Annotated in this window: 23 protein-coding genes, 1 tRNA gene and 1 riboswitch; of the genes, 13 read left to right on the forward strand and 11 right to left on the reverse strand. The window is 66.3% G+C overall.

Translation table 11 applies throughout. The features are described 5' to 3' along the window. Positions 1-40: 40 nt before the first annotated feature. The 5 genes from CON77_RS10380 to CON77_RS10405 form a co-directional block, all read right to left on the reverse strand. Positions 41-232 (reverse strand): hypothetical protein, encoded by a 192-nt coding sequence (locus CON77_RS10380; RefSeq protein WP_101049079.1) that lies wholly within the window; start codon positions 230-232, stop codon positions 41-43. A 171-nt stretch (positions 233-403) separates the two neighbouring features. After that, positions 404-1,522 carry a site-specific integrase gene (locus CON77_RS10385; RefSeq protein ID WP_157826912.1) on the reverse strand — a complete coding sequence of 373 codons (1,119 nt, stop codon included), beginning with the start codon at positions 1,520-1,522 and terminating at the stop codon, positions 404-406. Next, on the reverse strand, positions 1,507-2,436 hold the full coding sequence (gene trfA / locus CON77_RS10390) for a plasmid replication initiator TrfA (protein ID WP_157826913.1): 930 nt from the start codon (positions 2,434-2,436) through the stop codon (positions 1,507-1,509). The genes CON77_RS10385 and trfA overlap by 16 nt, the downstream gene beginning before the upstream one ends. Positions 2,437-3,395: 959 nt before the next feature. Then, positions 3,396-3,472 (reverse strand) — tRNA-Pro (locus CON77_RS10400). 8 nt (positions 3,473-3,480) lie between these two features. Continuing rightward, positions 3,481-4,464 carry a polyprenyl synthetase family protein gene (locus CON77_RS10405; RefSeq protein ID WP_439650554.1) on the reverse strand — a complete coding sequence of 328 codons (984 nt, stop codon included), beginning with the start codon at positions 4,462-4,464 and terminating at the stop codon, positions 3,481-3,483. A gap of 90 nt (positions 4,465-4,554) precedes the next feature. Then, positions 4,555-4,667, forward strand: a riboswitch (S-adenosyl-L-homocysteine riboswitch). Positions 4,668-4,748: 81 nt separating this feature from the next. On the opposite strand from CON77_RS10405, the gene ahcY reads away from it, so the two are divergent. Genes ahcY through CON77_RS10425 form a run of 4 tightly spaced genes read left to right on the forward strand, consistent with a single transcriptional unit; the run spans position 4,749 to position 8,367 of the window. Then, the gene (gene ahcY, locus CON77_RS10410; RefSeq protein ID WP_101049082.1) at positions 4,749-6,185 is read left to right on the forward strand and encodes an adenosylhomocysteinase; all 1,437 of its coding nucleotides are present in this window, start codon (positions 4,749-4,751) and stop codon (positions 6,183-6,185) included. Then, the gene (locus tag CON77_RS10415) at positions 6,185-6,955 is read left to right on the forward strand and encodes a TlyA family RNA methyltransferase (protein WP_101049083.1); all 771 of its coding nucleotides are present in this window, start codon (positions 6,185-6,187) and stop codon (positions 6,953-6,955) included. Before ahcY ends, CON77_RS10415 begins: the two co-directional genes overlap by 1 nt. Further along, complete coding sequence (gene metF, locus CON77_RS10420) at positions 6,940-7,770, forward strand: methylenetetrahydrofolate reductase [NAD(P)H] (RefSeq protein WP_101049084.1); 831 nt, start codon at positions 6,940-6,942, stop codon at positions 7,768-7,770. Before CON77_RS10415 ends, metF begins: the two co-directional genes overlap by 16 nt. Before the next feature lie 48 nt (positions 7,771-7,818). After that, on the forward strand, positions 7,819-8,367 hold the full coding sequence (locus tag CON77_RS10425) for a septal ring lytic transglycosylase RlpA family protein (RefSeq protein ID WP_232788496.1): 549 nt from the start codon (positions 7,819-7,821) through the stop codon (positions 8,365-8,367). A 23-nt stretch (positions 8,368-8,390) separates the two neighbouring features. Here the strand turns inward: CON77_RS10425 and CON77_RS10430 are convergent, their stop codons facing one another. Both CON77_RS10430 and CON77_RS10435 read right to left on the reverse strand, forming a co-directional pair. Then, the gene (locus CON77_RS10430) at positions 8,391-9,308 is read right to left on the reverse strand and encodes a 23S rRNA (adenine(2030)-N(6))-methyltransferase RlmJ (RefSeq protein ID WP_101049086.1); all 918 of its coding nucleotides are present in this window, start codon (positions 9,306-9,308) and stop codon (positions 8,391-8,393) included. Between the two features lie 32 nt (positions 9,309-9,340). Then, complete coding sequence (locus tag CON77_RS10435) at positions 9,341-10,513, reverse strand: branched-chain amino acid ABC transporter substrate-binding protein (protein WP_101049087.1); 1,173 nt, start codon at positions 10,511-10,513, stop codon at positions 9,341-9,343. A gap of 278 nt (positions 10,514-10,791) precedes the next feature. On the opposite strand from CON77_RS10435, the gene rplM reads away from it, so the two are divergent. The 3 genes from rplM (at position 10,792) to erpA (ending at position 12,196) form a co-directional block, all read left to right on the forward strand. Further along, entirely contained in the window at positions 10,792-11,226 is a 435-nt protein-coding gene (rplM, locus tag CON77_RS10440) for a 50S ribosomal protein L13 (protein ID WP_101049088.1), read from the forward strand. Positions 11,227-11,235: 9 nt separating this feature from the next. Then, positions 11,236-11,628, forward strand: a complete 393-nt coding sequence (gene rpsI / locus CON77_RS10445; protein ID WP_101049089.1) for a 30S ribosomal protein S9 — start codon at positions 11,236-11,238, stop codon at positions 11,626-11,628. Positions 11,629-11,830: 202 nt separating this feature from the next. Next, positions 11,831-12,196 carry an iron-sulfur cluster insertion protein ErpA gene (gene erpA / locus CON77_RS10450; RefSeq protein WP_101049090.1) on the forward strand — a complete coding sequence of 122 codons (366 nt, stop codon included), beginning with the start codon at positions 11,831-11,833 and terminating at the stop codon, positions 12,194-12,196. 16 nt (positions 12,197-12,212) lie between these two features. Here the strand turns inward: erpA and CON77_RS10455 are convergent, their stop codons facing one another. Together CON77_RS10455 and CON77_RS10460 are read right to left on the reverse strand one after the other, a co-directional pair. Further along, positions 12,213-13,334 carry an anhydro-N-acetylmuramic acid kinase gene (locus CON77_RS10455; protein ID WP_101049091.1) on the reverse strand — a complete coding sequence of 374 codons (1,122 nt, stop codon included), beginning with the start codon at positions 13,332-13,334 and terminating at the stop codon, positions 12,213-12,215. A gap of 19 nt (positions 13,335-13,353) precedes the next feature. Continuing rightward, complete coding sequence (locus CON77_RS10460) at positions 13,354-14,685, reverse strand: M23 family metallopeptidase (protein ID WP_101049092.1); 1,332 nt, start codon at positions 14,683-14,685, stop codon at positions 13,354-13,356. Positions 14,686-14,887: 202 nt separating this feature from the next. Here CON77_RS10460 and tyrS point away from each other — a divergent pair, with 202 nt between their 5' ends. Genes tyrS through dbpA form a run of 5 tightly spaced genes read left to right on the forward strand, consistent with a single transcriptional unit; the run spans position 14,888 to position 19,754 of the window. Continuing rightward, entirely contained in the window at positions 14,888-16,135 is a 1,248-nt protein-coding gene (tyrS, locus tag CON77_RS10465; protein ID WP_101049093.1) for a tyrosine--tRNA ligase, read from the forward strand. Positions 16,136-16,182: 47 nt separating this feature from the next. Continuing rightward, positions 16,183-17,100, forward strand: coding sequence for a cation diffusion facilitator family transporter (locus CON77_RS10470; protein WP_101049094.1), 918 nt, complete (start codon positions 16,183-16,185; stop codon positions 17,098-17,100). Further along, a complete protein-coding gene (dtd, locus tag CON77_RS10475) occupies positions 17,097-17,540 on the forward strand; it encodes a D-aminoacyl-tRNA deacylase (protein ID WP_101049095.1) in 444 nt (147 codons plus the stop codon). Before CON77_RS10470 ends, dtd begins: the two co-directional genes overlap by 4 nt. Positions 17,541-17,560: 20 nt before the next feature. Continuing rightward, positions 17,561-18,346: a hypothetical protein gene (locus CON77_RS10480; protein WP_198552338.1), complete on the forward strand. Its 786-nt coding sequence runs from the start codon at positions 17,561-17,563 to the stop codon at positions 18,344-18,346. Positions 18,347-18,353: 7 nt separating this feature from the next. Beyond that, positions 18,354-19,754 (forward strand): ATP-dependent RNA helicase DbpA, encoded by a 1,401-nt coding sequence (gene dbpA / locus CON77_RS10485; protein ID WP_101049096.1) that lies wholly within the window; start codon positions 18,354-18,356, stop codon positions 19,752-19,754. 39 nt (positions 19,755-19,793) lie between these two features. On the opposite strand, the gene ybeY is transcribed toward dbpA, so the two are convergent. Both ybeY and CON77_RS10495 read right to left on the reverse strand, forming a co-directional pair. After that, positions 19,794-20,246, reverse strand: coding sequence for an rRNA maturation RNase YbeY (gene ybeY / locus CON77_RS10490; protein ID WP_101049097.1), 453 nt, complete (start codon positions 20,244-20,246; stop codon positions 19,794-19,796). Positions 20,247-20,330: 84 nt separating this feature from the next. Further along, on the reverse strand, positions 20,331-21,269 hold the full coding sequence (locus tag CON77_RS10495) for a PhoH family protein (RefSeq protein ID WP_101049098.1): 939 nt from the start codon (positions 21,267-21,269) through the stop codon (positions 20,331-20,333). A gap of 29 nt (positions 21,270-21,298) precedes the next feature. Here CON77_RS10495 and ruvA point away from each other — a divergent pair, with 29 nt between their 5' ends. Next, positions 21,299-21,874 carry a Holliday junction branch migration protein RuvA gene (gene ruvA / locus CON77_RS10500; protein ID WP_101049099.1) on the forward strand — a complete coding sequence of 192 codons (576 nt, stop codon included), beginning with the start codon at positions 21,299-21,301 and terminating at the stop codon, positions 21,872-21,874. Positions 21,875-21,878: the final 4 nt, after the last annotated feature.

Consider the following 21,878-nt stretch of genomic DNA (forward strand, 5'->3'; position numbering starts at 1 on the left):
TGTGGCGGGCAGGCGGCTCCCTGTGGTTTGAGCAGCCATGTCAAGCGCCCGCCTTGGCCGGTTCTCCGTTCGGGCGGTCCAGTGTCAAGTCATGACTGCGCGCGTACTCCAGCACCAGGATTTCGATCATCGATGCCACCGAGCGGCGTTCGCGATCAGCCGCCAAGCGCAAAAGCTGCTTGATCTCGGCAGAGGTGCGGATGGAAAGGGTTTCGTCTTTCAGGCGTGACATGGCGGTGTCTCGTCAATAGTGTCACGCAAATGTACTGCCTTTGCATGCATTTGCGCAATGCAAAGTTGCACCATGCCCATTGCCCCTCTGGATGTATGCCGTGGCTGATCGGCACCAGGTGCAAATGGGGCAATGAAAGGCGACATTGCCCCATTTGGCGACGGCATTACCTCATTCCGGCTGAGGCGCTCGCACGTCTGGTCGAGCCTGGGATTGCAGCGCCTTGACGGGCAAATTGGCCTCAATGCGCACCGGACGTAAGGCGTGTCCGCCGCGCGCTTGATGCGCCGTGCCGTAATGACGCCGCGTTTTGGCGCTGCGATGGCCGAGCCCACGGCTGGCGGCATCGCCGTCACCTGATGCCTTCACGTCCGCGCTCCACTGGTGTCGGAAGCAAGTGGCGGTGATGGTGTGACCGTGATCGCGCCAGAGGCTGCGCCCGAGTCGCTGGATTTCCGTCGTGAAGTTACCAGCTTTGGCGATCTGGACGCGTAGCTTCTTGCCGGGCTCCGAGCTAAGCCGCTTTACAAGGGCTGCGATTAGCGGATGAGTGTCGTTCGCCGAGTAGGCCACGAAGCGGCTCGGTTGACCCTGGTTTGCTTTGACCTTGGCGCCAGTCACATATAAGCAGAGGATGTCCCTACCCAGCAGGTCGTCGAATTCCACCCAGGCATCAATGCCTGCAGCCACCTCGGCCGGACGAGCGCCAGTCAGCGCGGAGATCAGAAGCGCGTCGGCATACTTGCCGCGAACACCGCGCGCGCAAAGGTCTTCCCGCCAAGTGGGTGGCAGGCCTCGTAGCGCTTGCCGCTTGCTTCGGCGCTTTCGCCTCGGCTGGGTCATGCCTTGACGCTGTAGGCTAATCAACGCCTGCATGGTCATCAGTAGTTCGTGGCAGGAGGCCTGCAGTCGCTCCTGGATGGTGGCGTCCAGCGCCTGCGGTAGCTCAGTGGCAAGCACGTCGATGCTGTGAAAGCAGTGATAACGCAGCGCCGCCAGGCGCTTGTAAAACGTAGTCGGCCTACCCGTGTTGCGCACCACGGCTACGAGGCCGCCGTCGGCACTGTTACCCTGCCGTATCAGTTGCCTGGCCAGCTTCAGGTACTCCGCCTGCGTGGCTGCTGATTGGCTCGTGGGTTCACCCTTGGGCCTGATCGCGGAGAGGGTGTCCAGGCACGTGCGAACAGTGGCAACCAGTTGCTCCACGGCGGGAAGTGACGCGGTAGTCGCAGCCCCCGCATCAGACCATTTCCGGTGTTCTTCGGGGGCTGCTATCACAGGCGTGTCCATACGATCTGCTCCTTCCCGTGAGTGCTTTGCTCCAGCCGTATGCCGACGATGACTTCCAACCGTTCCAGCTCAGCCGCAGCGGCCAAGATGGCGCGGCGGAACTTGCGGATGGGACTGCTGTACTGGAGCTTTTCTTTGAGCCAGGCGAGGCTGTGGCGCTGTGTCGTATCGGACGAGGTGGCAACCAAGCGCTGCAGCGCCTTGGCCATATCCTGCTGCCGTTTGATCTGCAGCCGCTTCTCCCAGTCCACCAGTGCAAATTCGCGGTCGCCGAACAACTGAACCATGCGGCGGTCGATCCGCAGAGCGTAGGTGTCCAGGTCTTCGTCCAGATCGAAGCTGTCGATCAGGTGCAGGACCCGGTGAACGCCCTTGCGTGGGGTGACCCCACGCGGTACTTCGCCCACTGTGTATTTCGAGGTCTTCACCTCCAGCATGCCGCGGCTGAGGCGAAGGAACGACTCATGCAGCCATTGATATTCCGAACGGCCAGAGTGCCGCCCGATGGACTCCAGAAAGCGCGACCGGATGATGGGCACAGGACTACCGATGGGACGGAGGCGCGCTTCATGGAGCGCATGCATCCAGACGTCGCAGTCCGGCTCGTCAAGCTGTGCCCCCCAGTACCGTAGCTGGACATCCGACCTGCTCGTAAGGATCTTCCCGTCATGCATGGCGCGGGCACCCCGACCGATGGGTGCAAAGAGACTGGACCTTGCAAGATGGTTGGGAATGGCCCGATCCGGGTCACGCCACCAAGGAAGCTGGACGACCGCCCCTGCGGTTGGGCGTGGCGTTGCCGAGGCTGTGGCAGAGCGCTCAAGAACCCGCTGCCGTAGTCGTTCGAGGGCCTGATCCAGACGGTGTTGCTGGGATTTCGGAGTGGCCTCGGCGAAGGCGTGTGGCGCAGACATGGCTCACCTCCCTTCCGTCGCTGTGTTGGCCCAGCGCTGCCGAGCGAGCTGCTCGGCTTTGGTGGGGCGGCCTCGGGGGCGGCGCGGCGGCGGTGGCTCGGCAGGACGGGTGGACTCGATCCAGGCGAGTACGTCGGCTTCGTACCAGCAGAGACGACGTGATCCCGGCATCTTGAATGGCCGGGGAATTAGGTGGGCATACTTGGCATTGGTGGCGCACGTTCTGATCGTCGTCTCCGTCTTGCCAATGAGGGGGGCAAGTTGCTCGATGAACAGAATCCGTGGCAGATCCGCGGGCGAGGCTATAGGCGGCAGTGCAGGAGCTAGGCATATGGGGGCAAAGCCCTCAGCGACGGCCTGAACAACCGCCCTGGGCGTGCTCTTTGAGCGTGCGGGGGGTGATGAGTCGCCAGTACGGGCGACCGGAGATGATCTCGGCATAGGAGTCTCACAAGCAAACGCGCTTGCGAGAGCCGATGCTGTTGGTTGCGGCGTGCAGAGCCACTGGTGGTCGAAGCTCATGCGCTGGTCGCCGCACCTCACGGTGCCGTAGTCACTTGGGGTTTCGAAAGGACCGCGTGCGCTTACGGCCCAGTCTGCGCCCCCTGGCTGCTCAAAGCAGCCGAGCGTTGCGTGCTCTATTGATCAAGCTATCTCTCATTTCACTTGATCTCACCTGCCTCTTGCGCCTTGGGCTACACAGCGTTCTTGTAGGGCGCAAGGCAGGAGCGCTGTTACGTCCACCCATGCATGACAGTATGGGGAAATTCACAGCACCGTCAAGCTGTAAGCCTGTTCTGTGCGGACGTGCAGCACGCGCCGCGAGTCAAAACTACATCGATTCTCTGGGCCATTCTTGGGCCATCGAGGATCGAGATTTACTCCGAATCGTCATTCATGGCGATCAAAAGCAAAAAAGCCCAAGTGCTTGATTCACTTAGGCTTTTTCGTTTTTTGTCTGGTCGGGGTGAGAGGATTCGAACCTCCGGCCTCTACGTCCCGAACGTAGCGCTCTACCAGGCTAAGCTACACCCCGATGTGTTCTCAGGAGCGTCGCTCCAACAGAACAGCCGCCAATTGTACCAAACCTTTGGCGTAAATATTTGGGGGCAGCGCGCGGGCCGCGTCGACCGCGCGTTGCGCCTCGGCCAGGGCGGCGCGGCGGGCGTCTTCCAGGCCGCCGCTGTCCCGAACCACGCGCAAGATGTCGTCGAGCCGATCGGTGTCGCCTTGTTCGATCGCGGCGCGGATCATGGCGGCATCTTCGGCATTGCAGCGGCGCAGGGTGCAGATGATGGGCAGGGTGACTTTGCCTTCGCGCAGGTCGTCGCCCAGGTTCTTGCCCAGTTCGGTGGCGTCGCCTTCGTAGTCCAGCACGTCGTCCACCACCTGGAAGGCGGCGCCCAAGGCCTGGCCGTAGTCGGCGCAGCGGGCTTCCAGATCGGCGTCGGCACCCGCCAGAATGGCGGCCAGGCGGGCACTGGCTTCGAACAACTGGGCGGTTTTGGCGCGGATCACGCGCAGGTAGGCCTGTTCGTCCAGCGAGGCGTCGTGCATGTTCATCAGCTGCAGCACCTCGCCCTCGGCGATCACGTTGGTCGCGTCGGCCAGCACCTGCATGATGCGCATGTTGCCCGCGTCCACCATCATCTGGAAGGCGCGGGAGTACAGGAAATCGCCCACCAGCACGCTGGCGGCGTTGCCGAACACCTGGTTGGCGGTGTCGCGGCCGCGGCGCAGGGTGGATTCGTCCACCACGTCGTCGTGCAGCAGGGTGGCGGTGTGGATGAATTCCACCACCGCGGCCAGGCTGTGCCGGCGCGGGTCGGTGCAACCCAGTGCGCCGCACAGCAGCAGCAGCAGGGCGGGGCGCACGCGTTTGCCCCCGGCACCGATGATGTACTCCGCCACCTGGCCCACCAGCGGCACGTCGCTGCTCAGGCTGTGTTGGATGACCGCGTCCACGGCACGCATGTCGGCGGCCACCAGAGACAAGGCGTTGAAGGGAGTGGGCGTGGGCTGGCTCAAGGCGGGGTCCGGCTGGGGTTTGGGCGATTATAGAGAGGCACTCCCCGGCGCTCGCTTGGCAAGCTGCCGTACCTCTCTCTATAATACAAGCCTGCCGAGGAGCGTTGCAGCGTCCACACCCGGGTAATCCGGCCCACGGGACGCGAGGCTCGGCAGTCGGTCAAGCCGCGCTTGGCCTCCATCCGCAACGACGCTCACCCACTGGCCGTGCGGTGAGTCCCTTTTCCCCGAGTCAGTGGTTTTTTGACGACGCTTCGTCCGCGAAGCTGTGCTTTGGAGCCACCATGAACGCATCCCTGAAACACCCCGTGAACGCCGACTGCGCCATCACCGACATCGGTCTGGCTGAGTGGGGCCGCAAGGAAATCCGCATCGCCGAAACCGAAATGCCCGGTCTGATGGCCATTCGCGAGGAATTCGCGGCCAAGCAGCCCCTGAAGGGCGCGCGCATCACCGGTTCGCTGCACATGACCATCCAGACGGCGGTGCTGATCGAGACCCTGCAGGCCCTGGGCGCGCAAGTCCGCTGGGCCTCGTGCAACATCTTCTCCACCCAGGACCACGCCGCCGCCGCCATCGCCGCCAACGGCACGCCGGTGTTCGCCGTCAAGGGCGAAACCCTGGTCGACTACTGGGACTACACCCACCGCATCTTCGACTTCGGCGCCAAGGGCACCGAGGGCGAAGGCCCCAACATGATTCTGGACGACGGCGGCGACGCCACGCTGCTGATGCACCTGGGCAAGCAGGCCGAAAAAGACCAGAGCGTGCTGGCCAACCCCGGCAGCGATGAAGAGCGCATCCTGTTTGCGGCCATCAAAGCCAAGCTGGCCGAGGACAGCACCTGGTACAGCCGCAAGAGCGCCCAGATCATCGGCGTGACCGAAGAGACCACCACCGGCGTGCACCGCCTGAAGGAAATGTCGGCCAAGGGCACGCTGATGTTCCGCGCCATCAACGTCAACGACTCGGTCACCAAGTCCAAGTTCGACAACCTGTACGGCTGCCGCGAGTCGCTGGTGGACGGCATCAAGCGCGCCACCGACGTGATGATCGCCGGCAAAGTGGCCGTGGTCGCCGGCTACGGTGACGTGGGCAAGGGCTCGGCCCAGGCCCTGCGCGCGCTGAGCGCCCAGGTGTGGGTGACCGAGATCGACCCCATCAACGCCCTGCAGGCCGCGATGGAAGGCTACAAGGTCGTGACCATGGAGTGGGCCGCCGACAAGGCCGACATCTTCGTCACCACCACCGGCAACCGCGACGTGATCACCTTCGAGCACATGGCCGCCATGAAGGACCAGGCCATTGTCTGCAACATCGGCCACTTCGACAACGAGATCCAGGTCGCCAAGCTGGAAGAAAAATGCCAGTGGGAAGAGGTCAAGCCGCAGGTGGACCACGTGATCTTCCCGGACGGCAAGCGCATCATCCTGCTGGCCAAAGGCCGCCTGGTGAACCTGGGTTGCGGCACCGGCCACCCCAGCTTCGTCATGTCGTCGTCCTTTGCCAACCAGACCATCGCCCAGATCGAGCTGTTCTGCCACCCCGAAGGCTACGACGTGGGCAAGGTCTACGTGCTGCCCAAGCACCTGGACGAGAAAGTGGCACGCCTGCACCTGAAGAAGGTCGGCGCCATGCTGACCGAGCTGTCGGACGAGCAGGCCGCCTACATCGGCGTGCCCAAGCAAGGTCCGTACAAGCCGGACACCTACCGCTACTGATGCGGGCGGACCAGCTCCTCGTCGAACGCGGGCTGGCTGCGTCGCGCTCCCAAGCTCAGCGGCTGATCGCCGCCGGTTTGCGCTGGCGCCTGCCCGGCGCGGGCGAGGGGGCGTGGCGTACCGTGGCCAAGAACGGCGACGAGCTGCCCGTTGGTGCCGAGCTGGAATTGGCCGATGCCGCCGAGTCGCGCTACGTTTCGCGCGGCGGTCTCAAGCTGGAAGGCGCCTTGCGCCACACCGGCCAGCCGGTGGCGGGGCTGCGTTGCCTGGACGTGGGCCAGAGCACCGGCGGTTTCACCGACTGCCTGCTGAAGCACGGCGCCGCCCAGGTGGTGGGCGTGGACGTGGGCCACGGCCAGTTGCACCCGCGGGTGCGTGGCGACGCCCGGGTGCGGTGCATCGAAAAGTGCAACGCCCGCGAGCTGACGGCCGACGCCCTGGCGCAAGCCGGGGGTGCGCCGGTCGCACCGCCGTTCGATCTGGTGGTGGGCGACCTGTCCTTCATTTCCCAGACGCTGGTGTGGCCGGCGCTGGTGCCCCTGCTGGCGCCCCAAGGCCATGTGCTGATGCTGGTCAAACCCCAGTTCGAGCTGCAGCCCGAGCACATCGGCAAGGGTGGTCTGGTCAAAGACCCGGCCAGCCTCGCGTTGGTGGAGGCGCGCATCCGCCAGGCCTGTGTGCAGGTCGGCTGGCGTTGTCTGGATTATTTCGAAAGTCCGATCACCGGCGGTGACGGCAACCGGGAGTTTTTTGTATGGGCCTGCCCCTGAGTTTTGAATTTTTCCCGCCCAAGACACCCGAGGGTGCCGAAAAGTTGCGTGCCGTGCGCCAGCAGCTCTACGCGCTCCAGCCCGAGTTCTGTTCGGTCACCTACGGCGCCGGTGGCTCCACGCAGGATGGCACGCTGCAGACCGTGCAGGCCATTTTGGACGAGGGCCAGCAGGGGGCTTCGCATTTCACCTGTGTCGGCGCCTCGCGCGACTCGGTGCGCGAGAAGCTGGCCCTGTTCCAATCCATGGGTGTCAAGCGCCTGGTCGCGCTGCGCGGGGACCTGCCCAGCGGCTACGGCAGCATGGGCGAGTTCCGCTACGCCGCCGATCTGGTGGCCTTCATCCGCGCCGAAACCGGCGACCACTTCCACCTCGAAGTGGCGGCCTACCCCGAGATGCACCCGCAGGCGAAGTCGCCCGAGTCGGATGTGCAGGCCTACGTGGCCAAGGTCAAGGCTGGCGCCAGTTCGGCGATCACGCAGTTCTTCTTCAATGCCGACGCCTACTTCCGTTTCGTCGACGAGGCGGCCAAGCTGGGTGCCGACGTGCCGGTGGTCCCGGGCATCATGCCCATCATCAACTCGTCGGGCCTGCTGCGCTTTGCCGACAGCTGCGGTGCCGAGGTGCCACGCTGGATCCGCCTGCGCCTGCAGGCTTTCGGCGACGACGCCGAGTCCATCAAGGCCTTCGGTCTGGACGTGACGGCCGAACTGTGCGAACGCCTGCGCAGCGGTGGTGTGCCGGCGCTGCACTTCTACACCATGAACCAGAGCGCGGCCACGCTGGCGCTGGCGCGGCGTTTGGGCCTGGGTTGATGGCCCAGGTGGCCGAGCAGGACATGGCGTCGGCCCCTTGACCGCACCATGACCTTCACGATCTGGGCTTTTCGCGGGATGCCCCAGCACCGGGGTGTCCGGGGCTGCGTGCGCCAAGCGGTGTGTCCGCTGGTCCTGGCGGTGGCTGGGGCGGTGCCGGTCTGGGCGGTAGAGCCTGTGCCAGAGCCCGGCTTGCCGCCGCCGTTGCTGTCCACCGTGCCCACCGGGAGCCTGGTTGACGCGGTGGAGGCCCTGCACGCCGAGTCGATCGATCTCCCGTTGCCCAGGTCTGTGCTGGAGCAAGGCGCGGCGTCGTATTACGCCAACCGTTTCCACGGCCGCCGCACCGCCAGCGGCGAGCGCTACGACCGCCGCCAGCTCACCGCCGCCCACAAAACCCTGCCTTTTGGCACCGAGGTCATCGTGCGCAGCCTGCGCACCGGTCGCGAGGTGGTGGTGCGCATCATCGACCGGGGTCCACACCTCAAAAGCCGGATCATCGACCTGAGCCATGCCGCGGCCGAAGCCTTGGGCATCCGCCGGCATGGGGTGTCCGAGGTGCAGCTGATCGAAAAGCCGGCCACCCCCCAGCCCTGAGGTGCGGCCTGGCGCCGGCGACTTCAGGCGTTGCCGTGCTCGACGGTCCAGCCCGAGCCGGTGCTGGCTTTCAGGGCATTCGTCACCCAGGGCAGGGCTTCACGCAATTGCGCGCCCAGGGTGAAGGGCGGGTTGATGATGTGCATGCCGCTGGCGCGCATCGAGGTGGCGGTGCGCCCTTGCGCCACCTGGGTGCTGGTGCCTTCGGTCGGGGTCAGACCCACGTTCAGTTCGGCCTGCACCCAGTTGCGTTGGTGGCGCTGGCTCAAGGTTTTGAGCTTGCGCGCCAGGGCGTGGGCCTCGGGGCGGGCGATCACCGGGTACCAGACCGCGTAGGTGCCGGTGGGAAAACGTTTGAGCGCGTCCTCCAGGCAGTCCAGCACCGCCTGGTAGTCGGTTTTCAGTTCGTAGCTCGGGTCGATCAGCACCAGGCCGCGCCGGCTGGGCGGCGGCAGCAGGGCTTTGAGGCCCTCGAAGCCGTTGCGGCGCAGCACCTCGATCTGCTTGCCACGGCCCAACTCGGCCACCTGTTTTTCCAGCACCTTGGTGTCGGTGGGGTGGACTTCGAACAGCTTGAGCTTGTCTTGCGGGCGCAGCAGGGCCTGGCTGATCCAGGGCGAACCGGGGTAGGTGCGCCAGGGCAGCCCCGGGTTGAAGGCCGCCACCTGGCCCAGGTAGGCCTGCACCAGGTCCGGTGGCGTTGCCCCGACGGATTGGGCTTGCGCAGCGGCGGCCTGCAGTCGGAAGATGCCGTCGTCCGATTCGCCCGAGGTGCGGGCATGGTCCTGGTCCAGCCGGTAGACCCCGGCGCCGGCGTGGGTGTCCACCACCGTCAGGGCCGTGTCTTTCTGGCCCAGGTAGTGCAACAGGGCCACCAGCGTCATGTGCTTGAGCACATCGGCGTGGTTGCCCGCGTGGAAGGCGTGGCGGTAACTGAACATGGGGCGGATGGTACCCCATGGTCAGCCGGGGGTCAGCGGATCACGGCCAGGCGTTCGCGCTGCCCCGCCTTGAAGGTGTAGAGGGTCAGGGCGGCGTTCTTGCGGTTGCCCTGCTCGTCGAAAGCGACCTTGCCCGAGGCGCCCTGGTACTGGATGGCCTTGAGCGCCGGCAGGTATTGCGCCGGATCGGCGGAACCGGCCGTCTGCATCGCCTGGGCCAGCAGCTTGACGCCGTCGTAGGCGTAGGGGGCGTAGGCTTGCACTTCCATCTGGTACTTGGCCTTGTAGTCGGCACGGAACTTCTCGGACAGGGCCACTTCGTCGCCGTCCACGCCGCCGGCTTCGACGCAATACACCTGGCCGTCGCCCAGGGCTTCGGCCGCCAGCTTGATCATTTCACCCGTGCACAGGCCGTCGCCGCCGACCAGCTTGGCCGGCATCCCCAACTGGCGCATCTGGCGCAGCATCGGGCCGCCCACGGCGTCCATGCCGCCGAAGAAGATGGCGTCCGGCTTTTTGGCCTTGATGCTGGTCAGGATGGCGTTGAAGTCTGTGGCCTTGTCGTTGGTGAACTCGCGGGCCACCACCTGGGCGCCTGCTGCTGCGGCGGCCTTTTCGAACTCGTCGGCCAGGCCCTGTCCGTAGGCGGTGCGGTCGTCGATGACGGCCACGGTCTTGGCCTGCAGCGTCTCGGCCGTGTAACGGCCCATGGCGCTGCCTTGCTGCACGTCGTCGGCCACCAGGCGGAAGGCGCCGGCGTAGCCTTGGCGCGTCAGCTTGGGGTTGGTGGAGGAGGGCGTGATCTGCGGGATGCCGGCGCTGTTGTAGATCTGCGACGCCGGCAGGGTGGTGCCCGAGGTGAGGTGGCCGACCACGCCGTGGACCTGCGCATCGGTCAGCTTCTGGGCCGCGGCGGTGCCCTGCTTGGGGTCGGCGGCGTCGTCTTCGGCCAGCAGCTCGAAGGTGACCTTCTGGGTGCCGAAGGTGATGCCGGCGGCGTTCAGCTCGTCGATGGCCATGCGGGCGCCGTTCTCGTTGTCCTTGCCCAGGTGCGCCACCGCGCCGCTGGTGGCGCCGACGTGGCCGATCTTGACCACCACAGCGTCGCTGGCCGGGGCAGCGGAGGGGGTGGAGGCTTCTTTTTGGCCGCAAGCGGCCACGGTCAGGGTGGCGGCCAGGGCGATCAGTCGGAATTCGTTGCGCATGCTCAGTGTCTTTCGTCAAAAACGGTCCGTACGGAGAGAAGGACGGGCCGCAAGGGTTGGCATTGTAGGTAGGCCCCGCCCTGTCTGCCGCCCGCCGCCGCTTGCAGCAGATATTTGCGCCGCAGGCGAGCGTGGCTTATAATGGCAAGCTTCGCAGCGATTTTTGGGTTCCGCGGCGAAGGCGCCCCTGGGGCGAAGTCCCACCTAAGAGGTTGCCAACAGAGCAACACCGACCGTGGAAAAGAACCCGCCAAACCAACTCTGAACAGAGCAATCTCATGCAAAAAACAACCGTCAGCGCCAAGCCCGCTGAGGTGGTGCACGAGTGGTTTGTGATTGACGCCACCGACAAGGTGCTCGGACGTGTTGCCAGCGAAGTGGCACTCCGGTTGCGCGGCAAGCACAAAGCCATTTACACCCCTCACGTCGACACCGGCGATTTCATCGTCATCGTCAACGCGGCCAAACTCAAAGTCACGGGCACCAAGTCCCTGGACAAGATGTACTACCGCCACTCCGGTTTCCCGGGCGGCATCTACGGTACGAACTTCCGCGATCTGCAAGCCAAGCACCCTGGCCGCGCACTCGAGAAGGCCGTCAAGGGCATGCTGCCCAAGGGCCCTCTGGGTTACGCCATGATCAAGAAGCTCAAAGTGTACGGTGGTGCCGAGCACCCGCACACCGCCCAGCAACCCAAAGTGTTGGACATCTAAGGAGCTGCCATGATTGGTGATTGGAACAATGGCACCGGCCGTCGCAAATCCAGCGTCGCCCGCGTGTTTCTGAAAAAAGGCTCCGGCAAGATCACGGTCAACGGCAAGGACATCGAAGCGTTCTTCGGCCGCCAGACCTCGATCATGATTGCCAAGCAGCCGCTGGTGCTGACCGAAAACACCGAGTCGTTTGACATTCAAGTCAACGTGCACGGCGGTGGCGAATCCGGCCAGGCCGGCGCCGTGCGCCACGGCATCACCCGTGCCCTGATCGACTACGACGCAGCGCTCAAGCCCGCCCTGAGCGCCGCCGGTTACGTGACCCGCGACGCCCGCGAAGTCGAACGTAAAAAGGTCGGTCTGCGTTCTGCACGCCGCCGCAAGCAGTTCTCCAAGCGCTGATCGCTGGGGTCTGCGAAACCGCCTCGGGCCCTTGGGTCGGTGGGCGGTTTCTCCAAAAGCCGCTGCTGGATCTGTCCGGTGGCGGTTTTTTTCTGGTCGGGTGAAAAACCCCACCTGTGGTGCTGGGAATCGCCAGGCGGTTCGATTCCTGACCATTTTGCTTTAGTATTCTGCCCGTTGTCCCCGAGTCGAAAGTTGCACCATGAGCGCTCTAGCTGAACACGTCGAAACCGAAATGCCCGCCCCGTTGGTCTTCACCGACAGCGCCGCGGCCAAGGTGGCCGACCTCATCGCCGAGGAAGGCAACCCCGACCTGAAATTGCGCGTCTTCGTCCAGGGCGGCGGCTGCTCGGGTTTCCAGTACGGTTTCACCTTCGACGAGGTCGTCAACGAAGACGACACCGAAATGACCAAGAACGGCGTCTCCCTGCTGATCGACGCGATGAGCTACCAGTACCTGGTGGGCGCCGAGATCGATTACAAGGAAGACCTGCAGGGCGCGCAGTTCGTGATCAAGAACCCGAACGCCACCACCACCTGCGGCTGCGGTTCCAGCTTCAGCGTCTGAGCGGGGCTGGCCCCGTTCAGGCGGGGTAGATGGCGCCGAGCACGCGCGGGCCGCGGGCGCCGGTGACTTGCGGTTCGTTGCCGGCCAAGCCCTGCACGCAGCGGCGGGCCAACCAAGCGAAAGCGGCTGCCTCCACTTGATCGATCGGCCAGCCCAGGCGGGCGGTCGTTTCAACCTCCATGCCCGGCAAACAGGCCCGCAGGGCGGCCATGAGGGTGTGGTTCAAGGCGCCGCCGCCACACACCAGCAACGTTTCGGGCGCCTGTCCGCGCCAGTCTGTGCCTTGCACGCCCGCGGCCAGGGTGCGGGCGGTCAATTGCAGCAAGGTGGCCTGCACGTCGGCCGGGTTCAGTCCGGGGTGGTGCGCCAGGTGCCGGTCCAGCCAGGCGGCGTGGAACAGGTCGCGGCCGGTGCTCTTCACGCCGGTCTGTTGAAAATACGGCTCTGCCAGCAAGACGCCCAGCAGCGACTCCGCCACGGTGCCGTTCGCGGCCCAGGCGCCTCCGGCGTCGTACCAGTGGCCCGTGTGGCGCTGGCACCACTCGTCCATCAAAGCATTGCCGGGGCCGGTGTCCAGGCCCAGCACGCGCCCGTCCGCTGGCAGGGCGGTGAGGTTCGCGATGCCGCCGATGTTGGCCACGGCCACCGATCGGCCGGTTTGGCCAAACACCTCTTTGTGGAATGCAGGAACCAGCGGGGCGCCCTGGCCGCCGGCGGCGATGTCGCGGCTGCGGAAGTCGGCGACCACGGCAATGCCGGTGCGCTCGGCCAGCCAGGCGGGCTGGTTCAGTTGGATGGTGTAGGGGGTGGCGTGCTGCGGGCCGGGTGGGGCGTGGCGCACGGTCTGCCCGTGGGCGCCGATGGCCCGGATGGCCGATGCAGGCATATCGGCCTGCTGCAGCAGGCGCTGCACCACCTCGGCGTAAAGCTGGGCCAAGCCATGACCCGCCACGCTGGCGCGGTGGAGTTCGTCGGGGCCGCTCTGGTTCAGGGCGGCCAAGGCGGTCCGCAAGTCGGGAGGCATGGCCGTGCTGGCCGAAGTCAGCACCTGTGCGTGGTTGGCTTCGAAAGCCATCAGGACGCCGTCCACCCCGTCGAGCGAGGTGCCCGACATCAGGCCGATGTAGTGTTCGCGCACGCGCGATGCCGGCGGCGGCTCAGTCCGCGCTGGCCTGGACGAGGGTGGCGGCCGAGGCGAGCTTGAGCCGCATGGCGCCGGCCACTTGGCTGAAGGCCTTGCGCGAACTGGAGGAAATGGGCAGGCCTTCGTTGTTGCGGGCGATGTTCAGGGGGTCTTGGTGCTGGTTGGCGACCTTGAACTCGAAATGCAGGTGCGGGCCGGTGGAGGCGCCGGTGGAGCCGACGGCGCCGATCCGGTCGCTCTGGCCGACGCGCTGGCCCTTGCGCACGTCGATGCGGCTCAGGTGGGCGTACACCGTGGTCTTGTTCTGGCGGTGCTGGATGTGGATGACGTTGCCATAGCCGCGTTGCCAGCCGGCAAACTCGACCACGCCATCGGCCACGCTGCGCACCGGGGTGCCGGTGGGGGCGGCGTAATCGACGCCCAAGTGGGCTTTGCGGCCGCCCGAGATGGGGTGGAAGCGCATGCCATAGCCGCTGCTCACGCGCGAGAAGGCCAGGGGCGAGGCCAGGAAGGCGCGGCGCAGGCTTTGCCCTTCGAAGGTGTAGAAGGCGCCTTTTTGGCCGGGCTCTTCGAACCACAACATCTGGTGCGATTTGCCCTGGTTGACGAATTCCGCGCTCAGCAGTCGGCCGTATTTCAGCACCTCGCCGTCGGCTTCGAGGGCTTCGTAGACCACGCTGAAGGTGTCGCCGGCGCGCAGGTCGCGGCGGAAATCGATTTCGCCCGAGAACAGGTCGGCCAGTTGCGAGGCGATGCCATCGGGCAGGCGGGCGGCGTCGGTGGCGGCGAAGAGCGAACTGCGCACGGTGCCGCTGCTCAGGCGCACTGCTTTGGTGAATTCGGCCGTTTCTGTGCGGGCGGTCAGCCCAGCGGCGGTGCGTTCGACCACCAGGCGGCGGTAGCTGTCGCTGTCGTCGCTGGGCAGCCAGCGGGCAGTCAGGCGCTGCAGGCGCTGGTCGTCGCCGGTTTCGGCCATGACCAATTTGCCGGCCGGGCCCTGGAGCAGGGCCTGTGCCACGGCATCGCGGCGCAGGAAGGCGCTGGCTTCGGTGTCGTTCACGCCCAGGCGCTGCAGCAGGCTGGCGGCGTTGTCGTCGCGGCGGGTCACGTCGCTGCGGAACAGCACGAAGGGCACGGGGGCGGCGAGTGCGTCCTGTGCCGCCACGGTGGTGGGCTGCACCGCTTCGACCAGCTGGCGCACGGGGAGTTGTTCGATGCCGTCGTCGATGGGGGCGATACCGAAGGCCGTGACACCGGTGCCCAGCAGCAGGGCACCGAGGCCGCCCATGAAGCGCTTGGGGTAGCGCTGCAAGGTGGACAGGAGTTGGCGGGCCAGTTCGTTCATGCGTGATGGAGGCACAAAATGCCGTCTTCACGCCCCAGGGCGCGTCAGCCGGCAACAAGTTACATTCGGTGAAGCGACGGCAGGCGCGCGGGCAATCTGCGTCAGATGGTTGTGTCTGCAAAAAGCAGGCCAACTAAAATCTGGCTTCGGACCATTTGACATTGTACCGGCTGCGCGTCTGCAGACATCTGTAATAACCCTTATGAACGATCACCAATCTGCTGTTTCTGAAACGCCGGCGGCGCCCGTGTCGGACGCGGTGCAACACGCCCTGGCCGTGACCCGGCGCGGTTGCGAGGAGCTGATTCCCGAGGCCGACTGGGTCAAGAAGCTGCAAAAGAGCGAGGCCAGCGGCCAGCCGCTGCGCATCAAGCTGGGCCTGGACCCGACGGCGCCCGACATCCACATCGGCCACACGGTGGTGCTCAACAAAATGCGCCAACTGCAGGACCTGGGTCACCAGGTGATCTTCCTGATCGGCGACTTCACCAGCCTGATCGGCGATCCGTCGGGCCGCAACAGCACGCGCCCGCCGCTGACGCCCGAGCAGATCAAGGCCAATGCCGAGACCTACTACAAGCAGGCCAGCTTGGTGCTGGACCCGGCCAAGACCGAGATCCGCTACAACAGCGAGTGGTGCCTGCCGCTGGGCAGCATGGGCATGATCCAGCTGGCGGCCAAGTACACGGTGGCGCGCATGATGGAGCGCAACGATTTCCACCAGCGCTTCACCGCCGGCACCTCGATCAGCGTGCACGAGTTTTTGTACCCGCTGATGCAGGGCTACGACTCGGTGGCGTTGAAAAGCGACCTGGAGCTGGGCGGCACCGACCAGAAGTTCAACCTGCTGATGGGTCGCCACCTGCAGGCCGAGTATGGCCAGGAGCCGCAGTGCATCCTGACGATGCCGCTGCTGGTGGGGCTGGACGGTGTGGACAAGATGTCCAAGTCCAAGAACAACTACATCGGCATCACCGAGGACGCGAACACCATGTTCGCGAAGGTGCTGTCCATCAGCGACACGCTGATGTGGGACTGGTACACGCTGCTGAGCTTCAAGTCTCTGGCCGAGATCGACGCCTTGAAGCAGGCGATTGCCCAGGGCGCCAACCCCAAGGACGCCAAAGTGGCGCTGGCCAAGGAGATCACGGCGCGTTTCCACAGCGCGGCGGCGGCCGATGCGGCCGAGCAGGACTTCATCAACCGCAGCAAGGGCGGCGTGCCCAACGAGATCCCCGAGGTGAGCCTGAGCGGCGCACCGCTGGGCATCGGGGCCTTGCTCAAGCAGGCGAATTTGGCGCCCTCCACCAGCGAGGCCAACCGCCTGATCGACGGCGGCGGCGTGCGCGTGGACGGTGGCGTGGTGAGCGACAAGGGCCTGAAGCTGGACGCTGGCGTTTACGTGGTGCAGGTAGGCAAGCGCAAGTTCGCGCGCGTCACCTTGGGTTAATCTGGCGAAGACATCATGTGGGGATCTCATGTGTGGACACCCCTGATATGGCCCCAGAACTGTTGTTGCACCTGACCCCACGCCGCCTGCTGACGGCGTCGGTGGTGGTGGCGATCCTAACGATCGCCCTCAAAACCCTGGCCTGGTGGGTCACCGGCTCGGTCGGCTTGTTGTCGGACGCGCTGGAGTCGCTGGTGAACCTGGCCGGGGCCACCTTCGGGCTGGTCATGGTGACGGTGGCGGCCCGTCCGGCCGACGAGGACCACCCTTTCGGTCACCACAAGGCAGAGTATTTTTCGTCCGGTTTCGAGGGCATTCTCATTTTCGTGGCGGCGCTGGGCATTGTGTGGACGGCGGTGGAGCGTCTGGTCACGCCGCAGCCGCTGGAGGCGTTGAACTGGGGGCTGGCGCTGTCGGTGCTGAGTTCGGCGTTCAACGGCGGTTTGGCCTGGGTGATGCTGAAGGCGGCGCGCCTGCACCGTTCCGTGGCCCTGGAGGGCGATGCCCGCCACCTGTTCACCGACGTCTGGACGTCGGCCGGCGTGGTGCTGGGCCTGGGGCTGGTGTGGCTGACCGACTGGTGGTGGCTGGACCCTGTGCTGGCTATTGGGGTGGCACTCAACATCCTGCGCGAGGGCGGGCGTCTCGTCTGGCAATCGGCGCACGGCCTGATGGACGGCGCGGTGCCGGTCGAGGTGCGCCAGGCGATTGAAAGCACCCTGGCGGGTTTCGAGCGCCCCGGGACCGAAGCGGTGCGCTTTGACCATCTGTACACCCGGCAGGCGGGCGAACGTTGTTTTGTGGACGTGCACATGCATGTGCCGGCGGAGTGGACGCTGGGCCAGGCCGCCGCGGTGCGGTCCGAAGTTGAGCGCGCCTTGATGGCCGCCGTGCCCGGTTTGCGTGCCAGCATCCAGCTGCTGCCGGCCGGCATCGAGGCGCATTTTCAGGAGGACGGCGCATGAAGGCCGTGTTGCAGCGCGTGCGCGAAGCGCGGGTGGTGGTGGCCGATGAAGTGGTCGGCCAGATCGGCCCCGGCCTGCTGGTGCTGCTGTGCGCCGAGCGCGGCGACAGCGACGCGGTGGCCGACAAGCTGCTGGCGAAGCTCCTCAAGCTGCGCATCTTCAGCGACGAGGCCGGCAAGATGAACCGCAGCGTCCAGGACGTGGCCGGCGGCCTGCTGGTGGTGAGCCAGTTCACCCTGGCGGCCGACGTGGCGGGCGGCAACCGGCCCAGCTTCACCGGCGCGGCCGCGCCCGACGAAGGGCGCCGGCTGTACGAACACTTTGTGGCCCAGGCCCGGGCGGTGCACCCGCTGGTGCAAACCGGTCGGTTCGCGGCCGACATGCAGGTGCACCTGGTCAACGACGGGCCGGTGACCATTTCCTTGCAGATGAGCGCCTGAGCGCCAACCCATCCCACACCATGCACGCCCCATCTGCCGCCGGCATCGGCGCATCGACCACGGTGCCACGGGCCGGGATTGCCGATGTGTTTGCCCCCTTGTCTGCCCAGGGCCTGCACCTGCACGCGGTGTTCGACCTGCACCGTTTGCCCGCCAGCGTGCAGGCCACCCTGGGCCTGAACGAGGCCGAGCGTGGGCGCTTCACCCAGCTCATCCTGATCGGTCACCGCGGGCGCGATTTTTGGGCCGCTTTGCAACGCCGCGGCCTGCACGGCAGCGACCCGGTGGACACCTTCGTGGGCGAGTGTGTGAAGGCCTGGATGGACGGCACGCTGGCCGGTCACGCCTGGCGCCAGGTCTTTCCCGGCCCGCACCCGGTGGGGCTGCAGGCCTTGGGTGCCCTGGCCGGCTGGCACCGGCCGTCGCCCTTCTGGGTGGGGGTGGACGCCGAGTGGGGCAGCTGGTTCGCCTACCGCGCGGTGCTGCTGACCGACACGGCCTTGCCGCTGACGCCGAAACGGGAGCTGGAGTCGCCTTGCTTGGCTTGTGTCGACCAGCCCTGTGTGCGCGCCTGCCCGGCTGGTGCCCTGGCCAGCGAGGCCACCGGCCCGTGGCGCTTGCAGGCCTGCCTGAGCCACCGCTTGCAAGCGGACTCGGGCTGTCAGGACCGTTGCCTGGCGCGCAACGCCTGCCCCGTGGGCGCCGAACACCGCTACCCCGAGGCGCAGACCGCCTACCACTACCTGCAATCCCTGCCCGCCATCCGCGCCCACGCCCAGCGGGCACCGGAGGCATCGGGCGGATAATCGCCCGATGAACGCATCTGCACAAGCCGCGGCCGGGGCCGCCTTCACCGCGCTGCCCCTAACACCGGCCACGCTCGACAACCTGACCCAACTGGGCTACACCGCCATGACCGCCATCCAGGCGGCCAGCCTGCCTTTGGCCTTGGCCGGGCAGGACCTGATCGCCCAGGCCAGCACCGGCAGCGGCAAAACCGTGGCCTTTGGCCTGCCCTTGGTCGAAAAGCTGGACCCGGCCCAGTGGCAGGCGCAGGCGCTGGTGCTGTGCCCCACGCGCGAACTGGCCGACCAGGTGACCGCCGAGATCCGCAAACTGGCGCGGGCGGTGGGCAACCTCAAGGTGGTCACGCTGTGCGGTGGCGTGGCCCTGCGCGGCCAGACCCTGAGCCTGGAGCACGGCACCCACGTGGTGGTGGGCACGCCCGGGCGCATCCTGGACCACCTGGAGCGCGGCAGCCTGAGCCTGGACGCGGTGCGCACCTTGGTGCTGGACGAGGCCGACCGCATGCTGGACATGGGCTTTTTCGACGACATCGCCAAAGTGGTGCGCCGCTGCCCGGCGCAGCGCCAGACCCTGCTGTTTTCCGCCACCTACCCCGACGGCATCGCCCAGTTGGCCGCGCAGTTCATGCGCCAGCCGCAGACGGTGAAGGTGCGGGCCCAGCACGACGCGGCCAAGATCCGCCAGGTGTGGGTGGAGGTGGCCGAGGGCGAGCGCCTGCACGCGGTGTCGCAGGTACTCAACCACTTCCGGCCGGAATCGACGCTGGCGTTCTGCAACACCAAGCAGCAGTGCCGCGACCTGGTGGCGGTGCTACAGGCCCAGGGCTTCAGCGCGCTGGCGCTGTACGGCGAGCTGGAGCAGCGCGAGCGCGACCAGGTGCTGGTGCAGTTCGCCAACCGCAGCTGTTCGGTGCTGGTGGCCACCGACGTGGCCGCGCGCGGCATCGACATCGCGCAGCTGGGCTGTGTGGTCAACGTGGACGTGACACCCGACCCCGAGGTGCACGTGCACCGCATCGGGCGCACCGGACGCGGCGACGCCGAGGGCCTGGCCGTGACCCTGGTCAGCCTGGACGAGATGGGCAGCGTGGGCCGCATCGAGCAGTTGCAGGGCCGCGAAACCCGCTGGACCCCGCTGGCCGAGCTGACCGCCGCCAGCCGCGAACCGTTGCGCGCACCCATGGCCACGCTGCAGATCGTGGGCGGGCGCAAGGAAAAAATCCGCGCCGGCGACGTGCTGGGCGCGCTGACCGGCGAGGCCGGCTTCGCCAAGGAGCAGATCGGCAAGATCAACGTCAACGAGTTTTCCACCTACGTGGCGGTGGAGCGCTCGGTGGCCCGGCAGGCCGAGGCCCGGCTGTCGGCCGGGCGCATCAAGGGGCGCAGCGTGAAGGTGCGCCTGCTTTGAGCTGACCGGGGCCGGCAGCCGGTGTGTCGGCTGCCGCGCTCAGTAGGGGTTGGGCAGCCCCAGCCCGGCCAGGATCTCGATTTCGCGGGCCTCCATTTCTTCCGCGTCGGCCTCGCTGGTTTCGTGGTCCCAACCCTGTGCGTGCAAGGCGCCGTGCACCAGCAGGTGGGCGTAGTGCTGCTGCAGGGTCTTGCCCTGTTCGGCGGCCTCGCGCGCCACCACCGGGGCGCACAGCACCAGGTCGGCCATCACCACAGGGTCGGTGGCGTAGTCGAAGGTCAGCACGTTGGTGGCGTAGTCTTTCTGACGGTAGTCGCGGTTCAGGGCCTGGCCTTCTTCGGCGTCCACGATGCGCACGGTGATTTCGCCGTCGGCGTCGAGCGCGTGGCGCAGCCAGCGTTCCACTTTGTGGCGGGGCAGGGCGGCGCGGTGCTCGGCCACGCCGTCGAAGCGGCCGAATTGCAGGGACAGGGTGAGTGGGGGCAGGGCCATGTCAGCTTCCGTGGAGCCGCCTCAAGGAGGCTGAAGCCCCCTTGGGGGGCAGCGAATGAAATGGGCGTGGGGGCTTGCGCATCCCTAGTCTTTCGGGCCGTGTTTGTCGTAGGCGTCCACGATGCGGGCCACCAGCGGGTGGCGCACCACGTCGGCGCTGGTCAGGCGGTTGAAGGCGATGCCTTTGACGCGTTTGAGCACCCGCTCGGCGTCGATCAGGCCGCTCAACTGCGTGCGTGGCAGGTCGATCTGGCTGATGTCGCCGGTGATCACCGCCTTGCTGCCGAAGCCGACGCGGGTGAGGAACATTTTCATCTGTTCGGGCGTGGTGTTCTGCGCCTCGTCGAGGATGACGAAGGCGTGGTTGAGCGTGCGCCCGCGCATGAAGGCCAGCGGGGCGATCTCGATCTGTTGGCGTTCGAAGGCTTTTTGTACCTTGTCGAAGCCCATCAGGTCGTTCAGCGCGTCGTACAGCGGGCGCAGGTAGGGGTCCACCTTTTGCGCCAGGTCGCCGGGCAAAAAGCCCAGGCGTTCGCCGGCTTCCACCGCCGGGCGGGTCAGCACGATGCGCTGCACCGCGCTGCGCTCCAGCGCGTCCACCGCGCAGGCCACGGCCAAATAGGTTTTTCCAGTGCCCGCCGGGCCGATGCCGAAGGTGATGTCGTGCGTGGCCATGTTCGCCAGGTAGCGCTGCTGGTTGGCGGTGCGGCCCTGCACTTCGCCACGGCGGGTCTGCACCACCACCGCGTCCACGCCAGCGTCGGGCAGGGCGGTGTCGCCGCTGAGCATGAGTTGTACCTGCTCCGCCGGGATGGGGCTGCGCGCCATCTCGTACAGCGCCTGCAGCACCTCCATCGCCTGTTCGGCCTTGGCCTTCGGGCCTTCGACGCGGAACTGCTCGAAGCGGTGCGCCACCTTGACCTGCAGCGCGGCTTCGACGGTGCGGATGTGCGCGTCCATGGGGCCGCACAGGTGCGCCATGCGCACGTTGTCGGGCGGGGAGAAGGTGTGGCGAAGAATCAAACCGATAATCCGAAAAAAGGAATCTTCCAATGATAGGCAAGTTGACCGGCACGCTGCTGGAAAAGAACCCCCCGCAAATCCTGATCGACTGCCACGGCGTGGGCTACGAGGTGGACGTGCCGATGAGCACCTTCTACCACCTCCCTGCCAGTGGCGAGAAGGTGGCGCTGCTGACGCATTTTGTGGTGCGCGAGGACGCGCAGATCCTCTACGGCTTTGCCACGCCGTCTGAACGTGAGGCCTTTCGGCAATTGATCAAGATCACCGGCGTGGGGCCGCGCATGGCGCTCAGCGTGTTGTCCGGACTGAGCGTGCAGGACTTGGCGCAGGCCATCACCGCGCAGGAAGTGGGGCGGCTGGTGAAGGTGCCGGGCATCGGCAAAAAGACGGCCGAGCGGCTGCTGCTGGAGCTCAAAGGCAAGATCGGTGCCGATTTGTGGCCGGTGGGCGGCGCGGCGCACAGCGACGCCCACAATGACATCCAGCAGGCCTTGCTGGCGCTGGGCTACAACGACAAGGAGGCCGCGGCTGCCCTGAAGGCCCTGCCGGCCGAGGTGGGCGTGAGCGAAGGCATCAAGCTGGCACTGAAGGCGCTGGCCAAATAAGGGA

The organism is Macromonas nakdongensis (genome assembly GCF_002837145.1).
Lineage (GTDB): Bacteria > Pseudomonadota > Gammaproteobacteria > Burkholderiales > Burkholderiaceae_C > Macromonas_B > Macromonas_B nakdongensis.